Annotated in this window: 18 protein-coding genes and 1 tRNA gene; 9 read left to right on the forward strand and 10 right to left on the reverse strand. The window is 71.6% G+C overall.

Features of this window, described 5'->3' with window-relative positions; genetic code table 11:
• Window positions 1-6: 6 nt before the first annotated feature.
• Entirely contained in the window at window positions 7-798 is a 792-nt protein-coding gene (locus tag ACX9I7_RS05070) for a tyrosine-protein phosphatase (protein ID WP_459386612.1), read from the reverse strand.
• 140 nt (window positions 799-938) lie between these two features.
• On the opposite strand from ACX9I7_RS05070, the gene ACX9I7_RS05075 reads away from it, so the two are divergent.
• Entirely contained in the window at window positions 939-1,730 is a 792-nt protein-coding gene (locus ACX9I7_RS05075; RefSeq protein WP_358624984.1) for an SGNH/GDSL hydrolase family protein, read from the forward strand.
• 42 nt (window positions 1,731-1,772) lie between these two features.
• Here ACX9I7_RS05075 and ACX9I7_RS05080 read toward each other — a convergent pair whose 3' ends face one another.
• A complete protein-coding gene (locus ACX9I7_RS05080; protein WP_240667546.1) occupies window positions 1,773-2,234 on the reverse strand; it encodes an ATP-binding protein in 462 nt (153 codons plus the stop codon).
• A gap of 136 nt (window positions 2,235-2,370) precedes the next feature.
• Here ACX9I7_RS05080 and ACX9I7_RS05085 point away from each other — a divergent pair, with 136 nt between their 5' ends.
• From ACX9I7_RS05085 to ACX9I7_RS05095, 3 genes are read left to right on the forward strand one after another with little or no spacing between them, the layout of a single operon-like run.
• Window positions 2,371-3,237, forward strand: coding sequence for a helix-turn-helix domain-containing protein (locus ACX9I7_RS05085; protein WP_358214917.1), 867 nt, complete (start codon window positions 2,371-2,373; stop codon window positions 3,235-3,237).
• Between the two features lie 3 nt (window positions 3,238-3,240).
• Entirely contained in the window at window positions 3,241-3,483 is a 243-nt protein-coding gene (locus ACX9I7_RS05090; RefSeq protein ID WP_126916826.1) for a DUF397 domain-containing protein, read from the forward strand.
• A gap of 59 nt (window positions 3,484-3,542) precedes the next feature.
• A complete protein-coding gene (locus ACX9I7_RS05095) occupies window positions 3,543-4,388 on the forward strand; it encodes an SAM-dependent methyltransferase (RefSeq protein ID WP_459386640.1) in 846 nt (281 codons plus the stop codon).
• 19 nt (window positions 4,389-4,407) lie between these two features.
• On the opposite strand, the gene ACX9I7_RS05100 is transcribed toward ACX9I7_RS05095, so the two are convergent.
• Entirely contained in the window at window positions 4,408-4,968 is a 561-nt protein-coding gene (locus ACX9I7_RS05100; RefSeq protein WP_459386613.1) for a carboxymuconolactone decarboxylase family protein, read from the reverse strand.
• 116 nt (window positions 4,969-5,084) lie between these two features.
• Here ACX9I7_RS05100 and ACX9I7_RS05105 point away from each other — a divergent pair, with 116 nt between their 5' ends.
• From ACX9I7_RS05105 to ACX9I7_RS05115, 3 genes are all read left to right on the forward strand, one after another.
• Window positions 5,085-5,732: an alpha-ketoglutarate-dependent dioxygenase AlkB family protein gene (locus ACX9I7_RS05105; RefSeq protein ID WP_459386614.1), complete on the forward strand. Its 648-nt coding sequence runs from the start codon at window positions 5,085-5,087 to the stop codon at window positions 5,730-5,732.
• A 48-nt stretch (window positions 5,733-5,780) separates the two neighbouring features.
• Window positions 5,781-6,971: an MBL fold metallo-hydrolase gene (locus tag ACX9I7_RS05110; protein WP_459386615.1), complete on the forward strand. Its 1,191-nt coding sequence runs from the start codon at window positions 5,781-5,783 to the stop codon at window positions 6,969-6,971.
• A 159-nt stretch (window positions 6,972-7,130) separates the two neighbouring features.
• On the forward strand, window positions 7,131-8,006 hold the full coding sequence (locus tag ACX9I7_RS05115; protein WP_387567567.1) for a chitosanase: 876 nt from the start codon (window positions 7,131-7,133) through the stop codon (window positions 8,004-8,006).
• 110 nt (window positions 8,007-8,116) lie between these two features.
• Here the strand turns inward: ACX9I7_RS05115 and ACX9I7_RS05120 are convergent, their stop codons facing one another.
• Complete coding sequence (locus tag ACX9I7_RS05120; RefSeq protein WP_459386616.1) at window positions 8,117-11,452, reverse strand: amidohydrolase family protein; 3,336 nt, start codon at window positions 11,450-11,452, stop codon at window positions 8,117-8,119.
• Between the two features lie 310 nt (window positions 11,453-11,762).
• On the opposite strand from ACX9I7_RS05120, the gene ACX9I7_RS05125 reads away from it, so the two are divergent.
• A tRNA-Pro gene (locus ACX9I7_RS05125) sits at window positions 11,763-11,836 on the forward strand.
• Window positions 11,837-11,875: 39 nt separating this feature from the next.
• Here ACX9I7_RS05125 and ACX9I7_RS05130 read toward each other — a convergent pair.
• Entirely contained in the window at window positions 11,876-12,379 is a 504-nt protein-coding gene (locus tag ACX9I7_RS05130) for a tyrosine-type recombinase/integrase (RefSeq protein WP_459386641.1), read from the reverse strand.
• Between ACX9I7_RS05130 and ACX9I7_RS05135 the strand changes: the two genes are divergently transcribed.
• Window positions 12,287-12,580 carry a hypothetical protein gene (locus ACX9I7_RS05135; RefSeq protein WP_459386643.1) on the forward strand — a complete coding sequence of 98 codons (294 nt, stop codon included), beginning with the start codon at window positions 12,287-12,289 and terminating at the stop codon, window positions 12,578-12,580. The two genes, ACX9I7_RS05130 and ACX9I7_RS05135, sit on opposite strands and share 93 nt — an antisense overlap.
• A gap of 585 nt (window positions 12,581-13,165) precedes the next feature.
• On the opposite strand, the gene ACX9I7_RS05140 is transcribed toward ACX9I7_RS05135, so the two are convergent.
• The 5 genes from ACX9I7_RS05140 to ACX9I7_RS05160 all read right to left on the reverse strand — a co-directional run bounded on the left by ACX9I7_RS05140 (window position 13,166) and on the right by ACX9I7_RS05160 (window position 22,932).
• Window positions 13,166-14,332, reverse strand: coding sequence for an HNH endonuclease (locus tag ACX9I7_RS05140; RefSeq protein ID WP_459386617.1), 1,167 nt, complete (start codon window positions 14,330-14,332; stop codon window positions 13,166-13,168).
• A gap of 14 nt (window positions 14,333-14,346) precedes the next feature.
• Window positions 14,347-15,993, reverse strand: coding sequence for an AAA family ATPase (locus tag ACX9I7_RS05145; RefSeq protein ID WP_459386618.1), 1,647 nt, complete (start codon window positions 15,991-15,993; stop codon window positions 14,347-14,349).
• A 10-nt stretch (window positions 15,994-16,003) separates the two neighbouring features.
• Window positions 16,004-18,916, reverse strand: coding sequence for an N-6 DNA methylase (locus ACX9I7_RS05150; protein ID WP_459386619.1), 2,913 nt, complete (start codon window positions 18,914-18,916; stop codon window positions 16,004-16,006).
• Window positions 18,913-21,828, reverse strand: a complete 2,916-nt coding sequence (locus tag ACX9I7_RS05155; protein WP_459386620.1) for a DEAD/DEAH box helicase family protein — start codon at window positions 21,826-21,828, stop codon at window positions 18,913-18,915. The genes ACX9I7_RS05150 and ACX9I7_RS05155 overlap by 4 nt, the downstream gene beginning before the upstream one ends.
• Window positions 21,829-22,653: 825 nt before the next feature.
• A complete protein-coding gene (locus ACX9I7_RS05160; protein ID WP_459386621.1) occupies window positions 22,654-22,932 on the reverse strand; it encodes a hypothetical protein in 279 nt (92 codons plus the stop codon).

A 22,932-nucleotide genomic window follows, 5' to 3' on the forward strand; every position in this document is an offset into this window, starting at 1 on the left:
CGGCGGTCAGCCGAGCAACCGCTCCTGCAGCGCAACGCGCATCGGGGGCGTGAGCCCCAGCCCCTCGGCGAGATAGCGGTCCGTGGACCCCCACACCTCCCCGATCGCGGCGAACGCCGCATCCAGATAAGACGCCCGCGCCTCGAAGAGCGGAGAGAGCAACTCCGAAACCTCGGCAGAAACCTCCGCGTCGCGCCGCACCCGATACCGCCGGTGCGGCGCGTTGGACTCCAGATAGTCCGCCTCGATGACATCGCGCGGCACCCCCAGCGCCAGCAGCGTCACCGCCACCGACAGCCCCGCCCGGTCCTTCCCGGCGGCACAGTGCATCAGCGCGGGCACGTCGCCCTCGGCGAGGGCGCGCACGACCCGGCCGTGCTCGGCCGTCCGCGTCGTGACGATCTTGCGGTACGAGGCGGCCATCCGGTCCGCCGCGCGGCCCTCGCCCAGCACGGACCGCAGCGTGGCCAGGTCGCCGTCGCGCACCATCCGCCAGAACTCGCCGCCGTCGGCCGGGTCGCTCAGCGGGAGGTTGACGTTCCGTACGCCGGGGAGGGCCACGTCCGGGCCCTCCAGCGCGATGTCCGCGGCGTTGCGGAAGTCGAATATCGTGTGGAGGCCCAGCGAGGCGAGGAACACCGCGTCCGCCTCGGTGGCGTGGGCCAGGTGTCCGCTGCGGAACAGGACGCCGGGCCGGACGTGCCGCCCGTCGGCGGCCGGCAGACCCCCCAGATCGCGGAAGTTGCGGACCCCCGCCAGCTCGGGCTCGGCCTGCGGGGCGGGCGGCGTCTGTGTCACGTGCGCTCCTCGGGGTGTTCCGGTCGTGGCGCCGATCGTATTCCGGGTCCCGCCACATTGCCGGGGTGGGATACATCACGGCACGTCAACCCCTGGTTACGGTGGCGTAGGTCACTCAAGAAGGTGAATGATGCACTGACGTGGCAGACGATTCGAATTCATTCAGCAAGAGCGCGATCGGGTCGTACGCAGCCGTCGGGGACAGCTTCACCGAGGGCGTCGGGGACCCAGGCCCCGACGGGACCTTCGTCGGCTGGGCCGACCGACTGGCCGTACTCCTCTCCGACCGGCAGGAGGAACACTCCTTCCGCTACGCCAACCTCGCCGTCCGCGGCCGCCTCCTGGACCAGATCGTCGAGGAGCAGGTCCCCCGGGCCAAGGAGCTCGGCCCCGACCTCGTCTCCTTCTGCGCCGGCGGCAACGACATCCTGCGCCCCGGCAGCGACCCGGACGACGTGGCCCAGCGCTATGAGGCGGCCGTCGCCGAGCTGCGCGCCTCCGTCGGCACGGTCCTGCTGTGCACCGGCTTCGACACCCGTGGCATGCCGGTCCTGCGCCATCTGCGGGGCAAGATCGCGACGTACACCGCCCATGTCCGGGCCATCGCCGACCGCTACGACTGCCCGGTCCTCGACCTGTGGTCGCTGCGCTCGGTCCAGGACCGCCGGGCCTGGAGCGAGGACCGGCTGCACCTGTCGGCCGACGGGCACACGCGCGTCGCGCTGCGGGCCGCCCAGGTGCTGGGGCTCGAGGTGCCCGCCGACCCCGACCAGCCCTGGCCGGACGAGGAGCAGCGCTCGGCCGCCGAGGTGCGCCGGGACAACGTCCACTGGGCGCGCGAGCATCTGGTGCCGTGGATCGGCCGCCGGCTGCGCGGCGAGTCCTCGGGCGACAACGTGGAGCCCAAGCGCCCGGACCTGCTGCCGCTGTAGGCCCGAGGGGGATCCAAGGGGGGTAGTGGGGGGCCAAGGGGGTCAGTGGGGGTGCCGCCCGTGCGGCAGGTCGGCCCAGACGACCCGGCCGTGGCCGCTGTCGTCGGGCCGGACCCCCCACTCCCGGGACAGCGCGCCGACCAGGAGCAGCCCGCGCCCGCTCTCCTCGTCCGTACCGCTCCGGCGCACGCGGGGCTCCGTCGGGGCGTCGCCCTGATCGGCGACCTCTATGCGCACCACCACGCGGCTCACCCGCAGCTGGCAGCTGACCTTCTCGCTGTCCGTGTGCCGCACCGCGTTGGTGACGAGCTCCGACACCACCAACTGGGCGTCGTCGCAGGCCACTTCGTCTATTCCCCACTCCCGCAGTCGCGTGAGGACTCGTTGGCGCGCCTCCGCCACCGAGGTGTTGAGGGCGGGGAAATGAAAGGCGTCCTGCCGCAGATGACCGAGGAGAGATCTGCCGCAGAGCCCGGACGATGGTGCGTCATGGGAGAGGACCACTCCGCAACTATGTGCGATGCGTATCAGTTGTGGCAAGGTTCAACCTGCAAATTACAGAATCGCAAGGACAGTCTGTCGGGCCGACAGACCGCGTGGCACACTGCTGGCATATGACGGCAGTTGGAGGGGGTGGACAGTGGCGGACTCGCGACCGGCGGGTGCCCCGACGGTCCTGAGGGTCGTGCTCGGCAAGCGTCTCCAGCACCTGAGGGAGCGGGCCGGGCTCTCCTACGAGGAGGCGGGCCGCGCCCTGGACGTCACCCACGCCACCGTCCGCAGAATGGAGAAGGCCGAGGTCGGGCTGAAGATCCCCTATGTGGAGAAGCTCCTTCACGTCTACGGGGTGCTCGATGCGGCCGAGGTCGAGGGCTTCCTCTGCCTCACCCGCGAGGCCAACCGCCCCGGCTGGTGGCACCGCTTCCGGGACGTCCTCCCCGAGTGGTTCAGCGCGTTCGTGAGCCTGGAGGGAGAGGCCAATCTCATCCGCGCGTACGAACCCCACTACGTCCCCGGTCTGTTGCAGACCGAGGAGTACGCCCGGGCCGTGCTCCGCGCCGGCATGCCGCACGCCCGCGACGCCGAGATCGAGCGAGCCGTCACCGTCCGCCGGGAGCGGCAGGGCCTCCTCACCAAGGACGGCGCCCCGCTGCTGTGGGTGGTGATGGACGAGACGGTGCTGCGCCGCCCCATCGGCGGCCCGGACGTGACGCGCGCCCAGGTCGACCGGCTCATCGAGGCCACCGACATGCCGAACGTACGACTCCAGCTGATGCCGTTCGCCGCCGGGCCCCACCCGGCGATGTACGGCCCCTTCCACATCTTCCGGTTCCCCCTCCAGGAGCTGCCCGACATCGCGTACGCCGAGAACCTCGTCGGAGCCTCGTACTTCGACCAGCGTGACGATGTCTCGTCGTTCCTGGAGGCACTGGACCGGATGTGCGCGCAGGCCGCGCCGGCACACACCACCAAGGCCATCCTCGGTGGCATTCGTAAGGAGATCTGAACCATGGATCCGGACCGCGTCTACAACGGCATGCCCGCGACCGACCTCGGCACCGAGGGCTGGAGCAAGCCGTGGAGCGGCGGCAACGGCGGCAGTTGCGTCGAGGCCATGCGGCTGTGCGACGGCCGGGTGGCCCTGCGCCAGTCCACCGACCCCGGCGGTCCCGCGCTGATCTACACGCGTCACGAGATGGAGACCTTCATCCGCGGCGCCAAGGCGGGCGAGGCCGACTTCCTGCTGGCGTAGTTCCCGCCGATACGGCGCACAGAGAAACCGAACGGACGGATGGAAAGGCGACAGGCGTGATCGAGTACGGCGCGGACGGCCGGGGCACACCGGCCGAGGAGATCGACACCAGCAGGCCCCACCCGGCCCGGATGTACGACTACTACCTCGACGGCTGGGACAACTACGAGGTAGACCGGGCCGCCGCCGAACGCGTCATCGCGGCCCACCCCCAGGTCCGCCTCTCCGCCCGCGCCAACCGCGCCTTCCTGCGCCGGGCCGTGCGGGAGGCGGTGCGCGGCGGCGTCCGCCAGATCATCGACATCGGCACGGGCATCCCCACCTCGCCCAATACCCACGAGGTGGCCCGCGAGTCCGCCCCGGACGTCCGGGTGGCCTACGTCGACAACGACCCCATCGTGGCCACCCACGCGGAGGCCAAGCTCACCAGCGCGGGCGGGGCGGGCTTCGCGCTGGCCGACGTCCGGGAGCCGGAGACGATCCTGGGGCACCCGGTCGTCCGGGAACTGATCGACTTCGACCGGCCGGTGGCCCTGCTGCTCGTCGCCGTCCTCCACTTCGTCAAGGACGAGGAGGACCCGGCGGGCATCGTCGCCACCCTCGGCGACGCCCTGCCCGCCGGCAGTCTCCTGGTGATGTCCCACGCCACGGAGGAGCCCTACGAGGGCTACGCCCAGGGCCGTACCGACACCGTCGCCCGGGACGGCGTGCTGGACGCCTACAAGAACGCGACCGCCGCCCTCAACCTGCGCGGCCGCGCCGCCGTCGAGCCCCTCTTCGGCGACTTCGCGCTCCTCGACCCGGGCCTGGTCCGGGTGCCGCTGTGGCGCCCGGACGGACCGGTCCCCGGGCCCCGGGAGCTCAGCGAGACCGTCTTCTACGGCGGCATGGGCCGCAAGGGCTGACTCAGGCGCGAGGACCGACTCATGCGCCGGGGCGGGCCGGGATCTCGCAGCTGTCCTTGAAGCCCTGGCTGGTCAGCCCCAGCGCCGAGTTGATCCGCGAGCGGAGGTTCTCCACCGCCACCATCGCCGTCAGCTCGACGAACGCCGCCTCGCCGAGCCGCTGCCGCAGCCGCTCCGCCAGGTCGTCCTCGACGGCCGGCGGGGTGGCGCTCATCGCCTCGGCGTACTCCATGACGTCCCGCTCCAGCGGGGTGTAGGCGTCGCTGGACCGCCAGCGCGGCACATCGCGCAGCTTGTCGGGGGCCATGCCCTGGTTGTGGCTCAGCCAGTAGCCGAAGTCCATGCACCACGAGCAGCCGATCGCCGCCGCCGACGCCATCACGGCGAGCTCCTTGAGCCCGCCGTCCAGCGCGTTCCAGCGGGCCAGCGACTTCTCGAAGCGCGCGTCGGTCATCAGCACCCTGCGGTTGTGCCCCATGGCGAGCAGCGGGTCGATGACCTTGCCGTAGGTCCGCATGCTGTACCAGGCCGTGAGCCGGTTCAGCAGGGTGCGGGGCGGGGTGAGGGAGATGCGGGCCATGGCCGGTGCCTCCAGGGGAGAACGGTTGCTGTCACCCCTACGACGGGACGACCCCGCCGGGATGTGACATCACCGGGCGAAGATCTTTTGTCAGTGCCCCCGCATAGGCTGACCGCATGGACGGTGAGCTCTTCCCGCGGCCGGTGACCGAGGTCGCCCCGGGCGCCGTGCACGTCCCGGGCTGGCTGGACGAGGCCGCCCAGCACCGCCTCCTGGCGGCCTGCCGCGAGTGGGCCCGCCCCCCGGCGGGCCTGCGCACGGTACGCATGCCCAGCGGGGGCGAGATGTCCGTGCGCTCGGTCGGGCTGGGCTGGCACTGGTTCCCCTACGGCTACGCCCGCACCGTCGTCGACGGCGACGGCGCCCCGGTCAAGCCGTTCCCCGCCTGGCTGGACGAACTGGCGCGGGCCGCGGTGGCCCGCGCGTACGGCCGCCCGGCCGGGCCGGAGTCGTACGACATCGCGCTGGTGAACTTCTACGACGCCGGCGCGAAGATGGGCCTCCACCGCGACGCCGACGAGAAGTCCCCGGCGCCCGTCGTCTCCCTGAGCCTCGGTGACTCCTGCGTCTTCCGCTTCGGCCATCCGGGCGGCCGCACCCGCCCCTGGACGGACGTCGAGCTGCGCAGCGGCGATCTCTTCGTCTTCGGCGGCCCGGCCCGGCAGGCCTACCACGGCGTGCCCCGGATCCTGCCCGGCACCGCCCCGCCCGGGCTCGGGCTCACGGGGCGGCTCAACATCACCCTGCGCGTGAGCGGGCTGTGACGCCCGGCGGATAATGGGACGACCTGCCTGCCCGACCCTGGAGGTGCCGTGACCGGCTCCCGCCCGTTCCGCCCGCCCCTGGACGCGCTGCGTCCCGCCGCCTTCGGCGTGGACCCGGCGGGGGAGCGGATGGCGCGCATCCGCAGGTCGCCGCATTTCGCCGACGGCGTGTTCGTCAACCCGGAGGGCACGCGCCGTACGCCGTCCGGCTCCATGCTGAAGTTCCTGCCCACCTACTTCCGCAGGGAGGAGCGCGCCCTGCGCGCCCCGGCCCACGCGGTGCCCGTCCACCCCACCACCGTCGCCGACCTGGCCGTTCCCCCGGCCTCCGGGCTGCGGCTGACCTGGATGGGCCACTCCAGCGTCCTCGCCGAGATCGACGGCCACCGGGTGCTCTTCGACCCCGTCTGGTCCGAGCGCTGCTCGCCCTTCTCCTTCGCGGGCCCCCGCCGGCTCCACCCGGTGCCGGTGCCGCTGGCCGAGACCGGCCCGCTGGACGCCGTGGTCATCTCGCACGACCACTACGACCACCTCGACATGCCGACCGTCCGTGCCCTGGCCCGCCGCACCGGCGTCGCCTTCGTCGTCCCCCTCGGCGTCGGTGCCCACCTGGAGCACTGGGGCGTCCCGGCGGAGCGGATCACCGAGCTCGACTGGCACGAGTCGACCCGGATCGGCGAACTCACCCTCACCGCCACCCCCGCCCGCCACTTCTGCGGCCGCGCGCTGCGCAACACCCAGCACACCCTGTGGGCCTCCTGGGTGGTCGCGGGCCCGGAGCACCGGATCTTCCACAGCGGCGACACCGGCTACTTCCCCGGCTTCACCGCCATCGGCGAGCGGTACGGGCCGTTCGACGCCACGATGGTGCAGGTCGGCGCGTATTCGGAGTTCTGGCCGGACATCCACATGACCCCGGAGGAGGGCATGCGCGCCCACCTCGACCTCCAGGGCGACGACGCCGCGCGGGGCGTCATGCTGCCGATCCACTGGGGCACGTTCAACCTCGCCCCGCACCCGTGGGCGGAGCCCGCCGAGGGAACCGTGGCGGCGGCCCGGGAGACCGGGGCGCGGATCGCGGTGCCCAGGCCCGGCCAGCCGCTCGAGCCCGGCGCGGAGCCGGTGCTCGACCCGTGGTGGCGGGCGGTCGCGGTGCGGCCCACCGACGCGGTGCCCGAGGCGGAAGTGCCGGCGGGGGCCGAGACCGAGACCGACGCCGAGGTCGCCCTTCAGGCGTGAGCCGGGCGGCGCTCGCGCCACTGGCGTGAATACGTACATCTGTACGCGTTCCTCTTGCGGGGCAAGTGGAGCTGACGCTTCAATTCCCGGTGACAGTTAGGAAACCTTCCTGACAGTTGGCCCGTCGGCCAATCCGCCCACCGGGAAACGGAGTTCCGCATGCCCGCGCACACCTCGACGATGAAGAAGACCGCCGCCCGCCTCGCCTTACCGGTTCTGGCGATGGCCCTGCCCGCGTCCCTTGCCCTGGCCGGTCCCGCCCAGGCGGCGCAGCCGTCCCCCGTCCGTACCGCCACCGTGCCCGCCGCGGCCGGGGCGGGCGCGCCGCTCGACGACCCGTACGAGAAGGACATCGCCATGCGGCTGGTCTCCAGCGCGGAGAACTCCACGCTGGACTGGCGGGGACAGTTCCGGTACATCGAGCCCTACCCCGACGGCCGGGGCTACACCGGCGGCATCATCGGCTTCACCTCGGGCACCGGCGACATGCTCGAGCTCGTCGAGCGCTACACCAAGAAGAAGCCGGACAACCCGCTGGCCAAGTACCTCCCCGCCCTCCGCAAGGTCAACGGCAGCGACTCCCACGCCGGGCTCGGCAAGCCCTTCGAGGAGGCATGGCGGAAGGCGGCCGACGAGGACAAGGCGTTCCGGGACGCCCAGGAGGCCGAGCGCGACCGCGTCTACTTCGACCCGTCCGTCAAGCAGGCCAAGGCGGACGGCCTGCGCGCCCTCGGCCAGTTCGTCTACTACGACGCGATCGTCATGCACGGCCCCGGCGACGGCAAGGACAGTTTCGGCGGCATCCGCAAGGCCGCCCTCGCCAAGGCCAAGCCCCCGGCCCAGGGCGGCGACGAGAAGGCCTACCTCGACGCCTTCCTCGACGCCCGCAAGAAGGTCATGAAGAAGGAGGAGGCCCACAGCGACACCAGCCGCGTCGACACGGCCCAGCGCGTCTTCCTGAACGAGGGCAACTTCGACCTCCGGCCGCCGCTGAAGTGGAAGGTCTACGGCGAGTCGTACCGGATCGACAAGTAGCCGCACGATCGACAAGCAGCCACACGGATAGCCACACGGAGTGCGGGCGGGCCCGGGGCGGTAAGGCCCCGGGCCCGCAGGCCGTCCTTAAGCTCCGTCCGTGGGCTCCGTCAGTGCCCGTCGAGGTGGCCCAGCTCACTCAGGTCGCAGCAGGAGTCCCGGCGCAGTTGCCGCCCGACCTCCAGCCACTCCCGGTGGAGCCGCCCGTGGCGCGGGGCCAGGCCGGCCGTCCCCTCGTACGAGGCCACGAGCTCCCGCTGCTCGAAGCGGACGCCGCCGCGCAGCACCGACGCCGTCCGCACGAGCGCATCGAAGTCGGTGAACGGGTCGCCGTCGATCACGGTGGCGTCGGCGAGCTTGCCCACCTCCAGCGTCCCCAGGTCCCGTTCCGCGCCGAACGCCCGCGCCGGCAGCACTGTCGCCGTCCGCAGCGCCTGGGCCGGCGTCAGCCCGTACCGGTGGAGGGCGCGCAGCCCGAGGTGGAGGGAGAGGCCGACGGGGACGAGCGGGGCGTCCGTGCCGAGGGCCACGACGCCGCCGCCGGAGAGCACCTTCCGGTAGACGTCGATCTCGCGGCGCAGCGTGGTCAGTTGGTCGTCCGTGGGCGCCTTCGCGGCGGTCTGCCGGACGGTCGCCACGTCCCACGGCGGCATCAGCACGGTGACGCGGGGGTCCTCGGCCAGGTCCGGGGTCTCGCCCAGCAGGGGGACGGAGGTGAAGATCGTGGCGATCATGCGGAAGTCGGTGGCCGTGTAGATCTCCGTCAGGTCCTGGTAGGCCCGGCCGGTCGCCGTCGTGGCGTGGCCGAACTCCAGCCGCTGCGTCGCCTGGAGGTGCGTGGTGAGGTCCTGCCCCAGCTGGACGCCCGGCGAGCACAGGTGGCTGCCCGTGCGCACCCCGAGCCGTTCGTGGGCGAAACGGGCCGCCTCGCGCATCACCCAGCCCGGCGCGCGGACGTACGTCTTGACGAAGTCCCAGTCCAGGGCGGCGGCACGGGTCAGGGAGCGGCGCAGCCCCTCCTCGGTGCGGTGGGCGCGACCCATGGTGTAGGCGACGCGCGGGCCGTCCAGCAGTTCGCCCGCGGTCAGCAGCCTCGGCCCGGCCAGCGCGCCGGCCGCCACGGCCTCGCGGATGCGGGCCTGCTCGTACGCGAAGCCGCCGAGGGAGACGGCCGTGGTGATCCCGTAGGCCAGCTGGAGGGCGGTCTGGCGGCCGCCGTAGGTGTACTGCCAGGGGTGGGTGTGGGCGTCCCAGAGGCCGGGGATCACGGTCTGGTGTGAGGCGTCGACGGTCCGGAGGGCGGGCCGGCGGGCCCGGTGGGGCTCGACGGCGGCGATCCGGCCGTCGCGGACGAGCAGGTCGACGTCCTCGCGGACGGCCGTGCCCGTGCCGTCCCAGAAGCGGCCCGCGCGCACGAGGGTGTCGGCGGGGGTGGGGCGGCGGTAGTCGAGGGCGACGGGGACGGTGCGGGCGGTGCCGTCCGCCACGTCCAGCAGCCGCAGCCGCCCGGCGGACAGGTAGAGGATCCGGCGGCCGTCGGCGGACCAGGAGGGGTGGTCGGCGGCCTCGTCGGTCAGCCGGCGCGGCTCGCCGTCGGGCGTGCCGTCGGGTCGGACGGGCAGCAGCCACAGCGCCGACTCGTGGATCACGGCCATCGAGCGGCCGTCGGGCGACCAGACGGGCCCGGAGTCGTAGCGGTCGGAGACCGAGGCGTGCGGGGCGAGGGCGTGCAGCCGGGCGGCCCCGCTGTCGGCGTCGACGACCCTGATCAGGTTGTAGCCCTCGCGGAACCGCTGGTTGAGGCGGTTGCGGTCGCAGAGGGCGACGAAGCGCCCGTCGGGCGACCAGGTGGGCCGGCCGGGCAGGCCGCCCGCGCCCATGGGGGCGGCCAGCAGCTTCTCCGTGCCCGCCGCGAGATCGCGGACGATGAGGTTGCCGGACATGTCGACGCAGGCCAGGCGGGTGCCGTCGGGGGAGAGCGCCGGGTGGACGCGCCCGCCGTCGGCCAGCACGGTCTCCTCGCCGGAGGCGAGGTCGCGGCGGCGGACGGCGTAGAGCCCGTCGCGGTCGTCCGTGAAGACCAGCGCCCGGCCGTCGCGGGTCCAGGTGGGGGCCATGACGTACCGCCCGGGGGAGGCGGTGAGGACCTGCCGGGGCCTGCCGCCCTTCTCGACGTCCGCGACCCAGAGGGCGTTGAGCGCGGCGAAGGCCACCTGGCGGCCGTCGGGGGAGAGGGCGGGCAGGTGGAGCGAGCGGACGCGGCGGACGACCGCGCCGGTGTCCGCGAAGTCGTACCGCTTGACCTGGTAGCGGGGCCGGTCCAGGGGCAGCTCGCCGTGGAAGGGGACGGTCACCGCCGGCACGCCGCGGGCACCGGCCGGGGGCGTGGGCGCGGGGGCGGCGGAGGGGTGGGGGAGGGAGTCGGCGGCGGGCGCCCGGGGCGGCTCGGGGGCGGCGCCGGGTCTGATGATCGTGAACTGTCCGCCGACGGTCAGCAGCAGCTCGTCGCGCGAGACCCAGCGCGGCGGCACGGGCTCCACGTCGCCGTCGACGGGCACGACGGCCCCGTCCACGACGAGGACGCAGGTCGCGGTGGGCGCGGGCGTCGTCCGCAGATAGGCCAGCCGCCCGGTGGGCGAGACGGCCGGCGTCATGATCTGCGCGCCGGCCGCGCTCTCGGCGCGCTCGACGCGCACCGGTCCCCGCCCGTCGGCCGCCACGGACGCGACCGTACGGGCCTGGAGCGCGCCCCCGGCCACCTGCGCCCGGACGAACAGCAGCCGCTTGCCGTCCTGCGACCAGACGGGGTCGAAGTCCTCCCACGCCCCGTCCTGCCCGGGCCCCTCCTGCCCGTCGAGGCCGGTGATCCGCGTCAGCGCGCCCGTCCGCACGTCGACCACCCACACCCGGTAGGGGCTGCCCGCCACGGGGTCGCCCCCGCGCTCGGACGCGAACGCGATCCGCGTCCCGTCCGGCGACCAGGCCGGCCCCCGGTCGTCCCACGGCCCGTCCGTCAGCTGCCGCAGCCCGGAGCCGTCGGGCCGCAGCGTCCAGATGTGGAAGCCGCCGCCCCGGTAGGCGCAGACGGCCAGCAGCCGCCCGTCGGGCGAGTGGGTCGGTCTGGTCGGCTCGAGATCGGCCGGGGTGATCGCGACGGCCTCCCCGCCCTCGCGCGGCACGGACCACAGCACGTTCTGCACCTCGACGACCAGCCGCCCGCCGCCCGGCGCCGGCGACCCCGCGCCATTGGTGGCGGCCGTGAACGACAGCGCGCCGCCCTTGGCACGCGGGGCCGCCACCGCTTCTATCGCGTCCACGGGCAGCGCGACGGCCGCACCGGCCACGGCGGCGGTACCGGCCGCCGCCTGAAGAAAACCGCGTCGGGAGAAGGTGGTGTCCAACTGTCCTCCTGGGTCGGGGGAGTTGCACGGGGCGGCAGCCCCCATGGCGGAAGCCGATGGTTGCACGCCCCACAGGCCATGGGTCAACACCCTGAGCCGATCAAGAACGCCCGCCGGACCCGTTTCCCGGGGTGCCCACGCGGCACCCCCCACCGCCGCCCCCCGGACGCGGGGGATTCTTCATCCGAACGGGTAACCCACATCACACCGCGCCCGGACGCCCGGACGCCCGGGCACCCGGACGCCCGTGTCCGGCCGGAGGCGGGCGGCACAAGGGGTGCGCGAGGACCGCGCGAAGTGCGGTATTGTTCTCATGCGCGGTCGGCGAGGGCGAAAGCCCGGGCCGGACGAGCACCGGGACGTGGCGCAGCTTGGTAGCGCACTTGACTGGGGGTCAAGGGGTCGTGGGTTCAAATCCCGCCGTCCCGACACGGTGAAGGAAGCCTCTGATCAGCGGGAAACCGCAGGTCAGAGGCTTCTTGCGTCTGATCGCCGGACGAGCCGCAGGTGCCGCACTGGCGCGGTCTCTGGGACCAGTTTGGGACCAGCGGGCTTTTGGCGGCCTTCGACGAGGTAGCGGCTGAGGGCCGCGCCGGCCAGGTGGATCGAACGGCGGTCGGGGTGGAGGTACCGCTGGGTCGTGGTGATTGAGCCATGCCCGGCGATCATGCGGAGGACGTGAACGGGGATGCCTGCGTCCGCCATCCATGTCAGTCCGGTGTGCCGGAGGTCGTGGCGGCGCAGGTGCTCGTAGCCGAGGCGGACGACGACCTCGTCCCAGTGGGTGGCGTCGCGCAGGATGGCTGTGGTGATTCGTCCGCCACGCGGGCCAGTGAAGAGCCGGGCCATGGGGTCGTTCCCGCTGAGGACCTCGTTGAGTTGATCGACGATTGGCTGCCGGCCGGTCGTGGGGCGGCCAAGTCCGTTGACGCGCTCATCGGAATCCTGCGGAAGCTCCCGGAGGAAGTGCAGGCTACCCGTGGCGTGTACTGGGTTTCCGACCTCTGCATTCAAGACGGACATGTCGCGGTCAAGCAGTCGTGGCTCTCGAACAGCTGGCTCAAGGAAATTCGTAGGACGGCCGATGAGCTTGGTGAATTGGATGAGTGGCAGATGCTTGTCGATTCCTTGGTCGTCGCCGGAAATGAGCGGCTGGCGCCGCACGGCAGGTGATGCCTCAGGTGGGAGCTTCCACGCCCCAGGCGTGAGTCCGCGGTGAATCTGCTGGCTCTGCCCGTCGAGGAGTCGTCGAAGTGCGCTCTGGGCAGTGTCTCGTCAGGGAAGCTGCCGCGGCGGACGGTATGCCGGGCGGGTGTCGGGGAGGGGAGGTCGACGGCGAAGGCCCAGGTGCCATGGTCGCGGTTTGTTGCGAGGTGTTGGGCAGCGCGTGCCCAGCTGCCGTCGATGCTGATCACGGTATCCATACCGGCGGTAGACGCGCCCCGCGTGGCGGCGGAGCGCATGACGGCCACTTCCAGAAGAGCGAATGGGTCCTACACGCTCATGCCGGACCTCAAATCGGCGATCCGCGACCACCTAGACCACATCGCGGCTTCTGGCCCTCTGATCTGCGGTATCCCCTTGCGGAGCGTCAAGTGCAGCCTCCGCTCGAGAGTGGCTGTGGCGACGCGGGTGAGGGCGGAGGTGAGGGTCCCGGAGCGGACCGGCGTCGGGATCAGGCTGGCCACATACAGGAGCATGCTTAGGGATCACAGGTCGGAGGCGATGAGACGTGCCTCGCTCCTGGTCTGCCGCCCGTCAGCCGTCCTGGGTGGTTAGGGATCCGCGCAGGTCGGAGAGCGTCCGGGTCGTGCCGTCCACCGTCAACGACCAGAAGGTCCACCCGTCCACCCCGTCGTCGCCGGCCGCTATCCGCGCCGCGGACGTGGGCGTGTTCCAGGGCCGTTGGAAGCACATGATCCTGCCGTCCGCCAGCAGGGTCGCCCTGGCCGGGCCTCGTTTCCCCCGGCCCGTCAACGCGATCCCGCCTGCGGAGAACGCCTCGGGTGGCAGGGCGGCCACCAGAGTGCTCAGGTCGACGCGGTGGCTCGCCACTGCGGCCGCCGGGGGCTCGGATCCGCCGCTCGTGCCTTCGGCGACGCCGCCGCTCGCCCCTCCCTTGGAGGGCGAGTCGTCTCCTGAGCGGTCGTGGGCGAGGAGCGCCAGGCGTTCGGCCGCTGTGGCCGCCGCGCTCCATTCGGCAGCCGTCCGTGTAAGGGCATCGATCTCGGTGCGGGCGTACAGTGCCACACCGGCGTTGTCTACGTTGGCGAGGTAGAGCCGGACGAGTCCGTCCACCCTATTGATGAGAGTGGACCTGCTCTCGACGAGCCGGTCGGAGTTGAGCGCGAGCATGCGTATGGTCTCGTCCACCCGGCACAGACCTTGTGCCACCTCGTCGTTGGAGTACGGCCGTTCGGGGCGTCGCTGAGCATGGCCCTGCCCGTCGAATCCCATGAGCCCGGCATCCTCGGCCACCACGGGATCGAGCAGAACTGGTAGTTCACCGTCCAGGCTCCCGCCCTCCGATGCGCGTTGTCCGAGCAGGGGGAAGCGGGCCCCTTTGCCGGTTCCGGCGCTCTGATCGCCGTAGCGGGCACCGCCGCTGTTGCAATGGTGGCAGGAGAGACGGTAGTTGGCAGGGTCGTAAGCGAGCCACCAGTACCCGCGGTGCTCCGTCTCACCGACGACGACGGATTTCGGCCGGTAGTGGTCGACGTGGTAAGGCGAGCGGACGAACCCGGTCTCGCAGTACCAGCATTTGTCCATGAGGGCGATGAGCCGGTCACGGATCGCGTCCTCCCGCCACATCTCTCGGAAGGTGAGCTTCTTGTCCGCGTCTTCCGCGTCCTCTTGGAGTTTCTTGAGTTCCTTGGCGGCCCGGCCCGCCCACGTCTGCGGTGCGGTGAGTCCGCTGTTGTCCACGTGGCGCACCGGGCTCAGACCCCCCGGGAGAAGCGCTCGTCGAAGAGCACGCGTGCGGTCGCTTCGAGCTCCTCGCCCGTCACGGTGCTGCCGTTCCGGGCCCGTTCGATGAGTTCCGTACGCCGCCGGTGCAGTTCCGCCAGGAAGGAGGAGAGCACCTTGTCGCGGCGCCCCGTGGTGAAGCCCAGTCCGTCGAGCCGGTCGGTCACCTCCTGGAGTTCCCGGCGGGCCTCGGGGTCATCCTCGGCCACCGGTATGAGGCGGTATTGGGTGTCGATCAAGTCCTGGGTGTGTTCGTCGAGTTGGCTCCGGAGGCGGAACAGGTCCGAGGTGAGTAGCCCCCCGGCGCCCTGGCCGCGCGGGGCGGTGCCCGGGACGAGCGCCATGGTCCGTCCGTCGGCGTCCGTGTCGAGCACCCTGATCTGCCGCCGCAGCATGTTCGAGACGAGGAGGGGCTCGTGAGTGGCGGCGATGAACTGCGATCGCTGTCCGTCGTCGAGCATCCTCTGGACGGACGAGTACCAGCGCCGGCTCCACTCGGGGTGGAAGTGCGCGTCCGGTTCGTCGAGCAGGAAGAGCGACTCCTGGCCCCGCTGCAGTCGCAGCAGCCCGAGGACAGTGAGGATCTGCTGTTCTCCGGAGCTGAGTTGGTCCGCCTGGACGACGGCGCCGTTCGCCTTGCGGACGCGTACGTCGGCGGTCAGGTAGCCGGCCATCTGGAGGGTGGACAGAAGCCCGAACATCGACAGGTCGCTGTCGAAGAGGTTGCGGAAGGCGAGCACGTCCTCGGGGCTGCTCATGGTGAGGACGAACCCGCCGTCGGGGGTGCCCGCGCTGTACAGCGGGTCCGGGTCCGGCACCGGTCCGAAGCGGCCGGATGCCGCCGCCTCGGCGAACAGGGCACGCGGCGGCCCGCCCAGCCCCCAGTACGGCAGGGCCGACAGCTCTTCCCTCACCGACTCGGGGGCGCACAGGTGCAGCACGGCGGACACCACCCCGTCCACCCGGGCCTGTTCCCGCAGGTAGTCGCCGAAGACATCCGCCCACTGGGCGGCCAGGGAGAGCAGGACCAAGGGGAGCCAGTCGGGTGTGCACAGGAATCCCGGGGTGTACAACGGGCACGCGATCGGGAGCTCCAACTGCTCTGACCATACCCCGTCCTCGTTCTCCGGCCGGTCCTGCCAGGCGAACCAGGACTCCGTCCACTGCTCGCGCCACCGGGCCAACTCCACCTCGGCGAAGTGCACGTGGCGTTCGAACTCGGAGCCCCACGGGACCCGGCCATGCACCTGGTACCCGAAGACGTGGTCGGGAAGGTGGTGGAGCCAGTCGTGACGCGGTGTCTCGTCGAGTAATCCAGTGGCGTCCGTCACCCACATGACCGGCTCCACCTCGGCGGACGACTGCACGATGTCGACGGTCGTGTCGCGGAGCCGGTAGCGCACCTTGTAGCCGAAGTCCGCACGGCCCGAATGGCCGAGGGCGCAGCGGTAGAGAGCTCCGAACAGCTCCGCGAGCGCGTGCAGGACCCGGGACTTCCCGCCTCCGTTGGGGCCGATCAGTACAGCGATGGCCTGCCCCTGGTCGACGGCGTCCTCCAGGTCGAGGGTGAAGTCCCGCAGGCCGCGGTAGTCGGGCAGCCTCAGCTGGAGCAGTTGCATCGGATCCCCCTCAGCCGGACCGGAACGTACGGGCGTCGCGCGACGGCGTGAGCTCCTCCGCGAGCCTGGCGAACCGTCGCCAGGCCTCCTCCAATTGCCCGGAGATCTGCTGGGCGATCACATGTGGCTCGGGGGCGTCCCCCGGCTCCTCCTCGTGCAGGTCGGCGCCGAGGTCGAGGCGGACGCCGGGCCCGGCGAGGAGCGCGTCCACGGAGTAGGGTTTGAACACCGGCGACGCGACTCGGGTGTCGGGCGCTTGCCCGGGCCGGTATGCGGCGACGAACGCGTCGAGACCGGAGTTCGGGGAATCCGGGGCATCAGCGGCGGTCGCGCGTCCGGTCCGCAGGTCGTAGACCCAGAGGCGGCGGGTGGCCGGTGATCCGCTGGGGCGGGCTGCGGCCTTCTCGAAGAACAGGACGTTGAGCCTGACCGCCGGGGAGGCTTTGGAGAACCCGAGGGGGAGGCGGAGCAGGGTGTGCACGTCGCACTGCTTCAACAACTGCCTCCGCACCCGTTCCCCGGCGCCCCCCATGAAGAGGACGTTGTCCGGTACGACGACGGCGGCCCGGCCGCCGATCTCCAGCAGTGTGTAGACGTGCTGGAGGAAGTTGAGCTGCTGGGAGCTGGTGCCCGCCCAGAAGTCCGGTCGGGTGAGGGCGAGTTCCTCCGCGTCGTGGAGACCGGGCGCCCCGGTGGACATGACTGCCGAGCGCCGCTGCCCCAGAGGTGGATCGGCGAGGACGAGGGTGGCCCGGCTGCCAGGGCTCACGGCGAGGGAGTCCCGCACCTCGACGGCCGCCCGGTCGCCGTCGAGGCGCTCGACGCCGTGCAGGAACAGGTTCATGGTGGCAAAGCGCGCCGCCGTGTCCACCAGTTCCGCCCCCCGGATCGCGCCGTGGGACAGCCGCTCCCGCTGGGCGGGCGGAACGCCCGGCGGGAGGTGCCGGGCGATGTGTTCGAAGGACCGCACCAGGAAGCCCCCGGTGCCCGCCGCAGGGTCCACGATCGTGTCCTCGACGGTCGGCTGCGTGCACGCGACGATGGCCTCGATCAGATTCCGGGGGGTGAAGTACTGGCCCGCGGCGGTGCGGCGGTCCCCAGCGCACCGGGCGAGGAACGCGTCGAAGACCGGGGCGCGCCACTCCGGCCGTTCGTCCCACCACGAGATCCTTTCCCGGACCTGCTGGATCAGGTTTTGGAGGTGTACCGGGTGGCGTAGGGGGTTGTGGGCCTTGTGGAAGATCCGGCCGACCACGCCGCCGCGCTGTCTCAGCTCTGCCAGGAGGGCGCCGTAGTACTGGGTCAGTTCCGTGCCCTCGCGCAACGCCAGCTCATCCCAGGCGTCGCGTCCCAGGACGTCGACGGGGTTGAGGGGCCGGTGCCGCAGCTCCTGTGTCGCCTTGAGGAAGAGTAGATACGTCACCTGCTCGACGTACCCCAGGGCCGTGAGGCCGTCTTTGCTCAGCAGCGGGAAGGAGTACCAGAGCTGCTCGGCCTGGCGTTCCGTGTCGGAAGGTCGGTCGGCAGGCCGTCGGGTGGGCGTCGGCGGCGGCACAGGCACTGCTCCTTCGGGTTGTATGTCGTTCTCGCTGCTCGGCGCGGCGCCGTGGGGCAGCCTGCCCGCGAGGGCCTGCTCGCGGCAGCCGTCGCGCAGCCGGTCCGCCATCGCCAGGGCTTCCTCGGCCGAGGTCGTGACGGAGGTGAGTACGCCATCCCACGCTTCCAAGAAGGCGAGGAGAGCGTCCTGTTCGGCAAGCGGGGGCACGGGGACGGGGGTCTGCCGTAGCTGGTCGAGCCCCAGGGAGGCCAGGCCGGCCGTGCCCCGTGCGGCGTCCCGCAGCCGTCGTCGGCCGGGCCCGTTCGCGTACAGTGCTAGCAGCCGGGGGTGCAGGACGTCCCCGGCCATGCGGACCCGTGCCACGTGGTAGTTCGGCACGTACGTACGGTGCGCGGAGTCCTGCTCCCACACCCGGCAGAGGCCGAGGCTGTCGGACGGTCCGCTCAGCACGAACAGGATGTCCCCGGGGCTCAGCCGGTTCGCCTCCGCCGTGCCGGTGTTCACCCGCACCGTCGGCATCCGCTCGTGTGTCCACTGCTCGCCCCGGAACTCGGCCGGCCGCAGGGTACCCACCTCGACCCCGTGCCGTTCGTCGACCCGCCAGCTGTTCACCATGGGCCCGCGCACCACCTCGGCCAGCTCTCCGATGGGGACCCACCGCCATCCTTCCGGGACGGAGGGCAGGGGGGCGCGATGCGCGATGGTGGCGAGCTGCTCCGGGTCCGTATACGGCCCGGGCGGGGTACGGCCGACGACGCCGTGGTCGATCACGAGGGTGCGGAGGTCCTCGATCCGCCTCAGCGTGCCGCGGACGGCGGCTTCCTCCTCGTCCACCCGGGCGAGCCAGAAGGCGAGGGAACTTCTTATCCGCTCCTGCTCGGCGCGTGGGGGCAGTGGCAGCCGTACGCGTTCCAGGTCCCGTACCGCGATGTGGTGCAGGCCGGATCCCCGGCGGACGGACGACTCGATCTGGCGGCGTACGGCGTGGGACTCCCACGACAGCACCAGGTACTCAGGGTCGACCAGCCGCTCGTTGACCCGCACCCGCACCATGGAGGCGGGGTACGTCACGGGCCCGGTGGCCTCGCGGACTAGGGCCGCTCGCCCGATCCGCGCGCCCGGCCCGCCGTCGCGGCTCATCAGGATGTCGCCCGGCTGGATTAGACGGTCTGCCGCTTCCGCCGCCGTGGCCCAAGGGCCTTCCCGGGACTCCGAGAGGTCGACTGTCGACAATCCGAGAGCGGACAGACGGACGATGGGCACCCCTCCGGGGACAGCCGGACCGGACCGGCCCGCCGACAACGGCTCGCGCAGCAGCTCGCCCAGCGAGACATCGGTCCAGCCGGGCGGCAGTCCCGCGCTCACGCGAGCACTCTGCTCAGCTCGTCCAGCAGGCGGACCCCGCCCTGCTCGCCGAAGGCGCGCAGGAAGCCCGACGTGGCACCCCGGAGGGTGAAGGGAACGTTGGCCAAGGACGCGCTGTCAAAGTATCCGTCAGCAGCCATGCAGTCCGCGATGGTCTCTATCCACCACAGTTGGTCGGGATCGAAGGACTGTCCCCGGTGCTCCTGGCGAGCAATCCACGCGTCGAGCCGGTCGAAGACTTGGTCGCGGTAGGGGCGCGGACGCGGCTCCAAGCCCGCTTCGTACCGGACGAGGGCGAGGAGGTCCATCGGACCCTTCGGCGTCCGCGGCCGACGGGGATCCGGCACGGTGACACCGGCGCGTTCGTAGGCGCTCCAGAGCCGCTCCGCCGTCAGGGCGTACGGCGGCCCCGCCAGGGACTCGGCCCATGACCGGAGCCTGGCGACGTCTTCCTCGGTCAGGATCCCTGTATCGACGATCAGCTCCCGGTCCGGGCCATTACGCGCCCGGAGGAAGGACCGCCAACGCTCCATGATCTCGGCATCGTTGTCGACCGTCGCCGGTGCCGAGGCCGGCGCCTCGGACGCATCCTTCCCCCGCTTCCGCGTGGTGGAGAACTGACCGGCATGGTGTCGGGTGACGTCGAGCGGATCCACGACCACGCACTGGGTCTTGGCCGACGCACCAGGGGTGACCGCCCGCAGTTCCGCCGAGGCGATGGGGCGTGTCCCGACCGCGACCATCTGGAAGTAGCGGTCGGCGGACTTGACGTCCCGCAGGAACATCACGCATTCGACGGGTGCGGTGTCCTTCCCGGTGAGCACCAGGTCCACCACGACGATGACCCGCAGTTCGACGGTGTTACGGAACTGCGCGAGCCACAGGTACGGCGATCCGCCCCTGAGCGTAACTTTCCGGCAGAAGCCGGACCCCTGGCCGAACACCGCGCGCACCGCGGCGACCGCTTCGTCCGCGTGACGGTCGTCGGCCGCGTAGACGACGGTCTTGGGCAGCGCCACGTCCCCGGAACCGATCCCCATCCGCTCGGGGAACATCGACGGCAGCTCCTCCTTGAACGCCGTCAGCACGGCGTGGAGTGCCTTGCCGCTCAGCACGGAGCGACGGTGCCCGGGGAGATCCTCCGCGTCGGGGCCGAACCCCTCCTGCAGTAGGTCGGCCGCCCAATCCGCTCGCCTGGGGAGGCTGGCGACCTCGAAGACATTGACGTCCACGGCTCGGCCATCGGCGACGGCGTCCTCGAACGTGTAGGAGCTGACCAGGTTGCCCTGGAAGACCTCCAGCGCCCGCTCCGTCGGGGTGGCTGTCAGGCCGAGCACCGGGGCGTCGAAGTAGTCGAACAGCGCACGCCATCGGGGGGAGATGGACCGGTGGCAGTCGTCGGCGATGACAAGGTCGAAGGACTCGGGGGGCAGATCAGGCCGGTAGCGGACTCCGGCCGTCGGGTTGCTCCCGGACAGAGCGTTGAGGAGCCGCTGCACGGTGCTCACGACGACCCCGTGGGATGGCATGGTGCCCGGGCCCAGCCGCTCCACCCGGTACAACTCGGTGAACTTCCGGCTGTCTTCGCTCGGGCTGGAGTACGCCGTGAAGGCCGCCAGCGCCTGCCTTTCGAGCTCCAGCCGGTCGACCAGGAAGAGAATCCGGCGGGCCCGGGCGTGCTGTAGCAGGCGGTGGGCCGCGGTGACGGCCGTGACCGTGCGGCCGCCCCCCACGGCGATCTGGACCATGGCCCGGCGCTCGCCCCGGCGCAGCGAGCTCTCGAACGCCCGCACCGCGTCGTACTGCACCGGGCGGAGAGAGCCCCGGAGGCGGCCGTCATCGCCGAGGTCCGGAAGTCGGTGGCGCACGCGGCCCTGGAACGTCGGCGCCTTGGGGTCGGCCGCGGCCTCGCGCAGCCAGCGGGCCACGGTGTCTGGCTGGTGGAAAGTGAAGACTTCCCGAGGGCGCGGCTCGGGGTCGTCCATGTTCCGGAACAACACCCGGACGCCGTCGGTGGTGTAGGCATAGGGTATCCGCCGCTCCGCGGACGCCGTCGACGGGGCGCCGGTCCCACGGGGCCGGGCCATCGTCGCCCGCAGATCTCCGCTGTGGGGCCGCACCTCGACAATGCCCACCGGCCGGGCGTCGACGCGGAGCACGTAGTCCGGCTCCGCCGCCCCGTCCGGTTGCACCGTGCCCCGTACCGCAACCCCCCGTACGGGTAGCTCGTGCGGCGCGTCCGAATCGTCCCGCACGGTCCATCCCGCCTCGGTCAGCAGATCCGCTACGCGCCACTCCGCCTCCAGGAGGGCCGCTCGTGTCTTCAGGGACGCGCGGGTGACCGTCTCGGCGGGCTTCCGCCGGTCGAAGGTCCGCCGCAGCACGGGGACGTAATCGTCGAGCAGGGCGACCCAGGTGGCCAGGCCGCTCACCGGCTCCCCTATGGGGACCTGCCGGTGCGGTGAGCCCGCCGGGGTGTCGTCCCATTCGGCTGGCGGGACGAAGGAAAGCGCGTCACGCACTCCGGTCCGCAGTCGGAAGTACCAGACGCCCAGGGCGAAGCAGTGCCTTACGAGACGTCGGGCACGGGACCGGTGGTCGGGTCCGGCCTCGCCACCGGGCGCGGGGTCGCCGGAGCGGCGCAGTTCGGTCAGCGCGCGGTGCACCGGACCGTCGGCCACGTCGTCGGCGAACTCCGGGCCGAGTAGCCGGGCGGACTCCACGGTCAGCACCTCCGCGAACTGCCGGGCCTGGGCGAGGGACCGGAACGGGCGGGCGTGCGCGTCGGCCTCGGCACCCGCGCCGTACACCAGCAAGAGGGGCTCCACTGGCAGCAGGAAGCCGAAGTTCGCGGAAGCGGCGGCCAGCTCTGCGAGGGTTTCCTCGTCGGCTGCCTGGTGCACTCGGCCCACGTTCCCTTCACTCCTCGTCAGCGTCACCGGCGACCTTGGCACGGCGCCGAACACGTACCCAAACCTATCCGCCTCGGGCCCGGGCCCCGAACCCGTCCGGCGGGGACCGCTACCTGAGGAACGGCAAGTGAGAGACAGGTGCAGTACGCCGAGATTCTCGCGTATGGCGGCCGAGGCGTCACCGAGAGATCTCCCATTGAGACCGTGGATCGTGCTGGCTTGTCGTGGTGCAGGGTGAACTGCCTCTGCGGCTCGGTGCTGTCCGTGCCTGAGCCGATTTGCTTCGGGCCGTGTGCGGTAATAACAGGCCCCATGCGCATGTCTCTGTAGAGGGCGGACAGAACAAGACGCCGCAGCGGGGGGAGGGCCGTGTCTCACTTGTACGGGAGACGCTCGCTTTCCGGCAGAGCAGGTGGAACCGGTTGAGGACGTACTCCGGGTGGAGCGGTCGGCCGTCCGCCAGCAGGGTCGCCCTGGCCGGGCCTCGTTTTCCCCGGCCCGTCAACGCGATCCCGCCTGCGGAGAACGCCTCGGGTGGCAGGGCGGCCGCCAGGGTGCTCAGGTCGACGTGGTGGCTCGCCACCGGGGCCGCCGGGGGCTCGGATCCGCCGCTCGCCCCTTCCTCGGAGGGCGAGTCGTCTCCTGAGCGGTCGTGGGCTCGGCAGCCGTCCGTGTGAGGTCTTCGATCTCGGTGCGGGCGTACAGTGCCACACCGGCGTTGTCTACGTTGGCGAGGTAGAGCCGGACGAGTCCGACAGGAAACGAAAGATGCGGTGCCCGGCTCATGTGGAGCCGGACACCGCATACTGTCAGGGGAATGCACGCTCAGATAAGACCGCGGCCCATGAAGTCATGAGCTTCTTCCCAAGAGATGAAATCGCACTCTCCCGTATTAAGGTCGACACGGATCGGCATATTGCCCCCGAGCCGATTGTATTCGTCTCCGTGGTCGAGGAACTCAACCGTGTCGTAGGGTGCGATGAATCGGTCACCCTCGATGAAGCAGTACTCCAGATCCAGCCGAACGTTGGTGGATCCCCATGTCTGGCTCCGCTCAGCCAGGAACCTCTCGGCTAGTTCCTGGGCTTCCTTTCGATCAAGCAT

The organism is Streptomyces sp. L500, assembly GCF_054551825.1.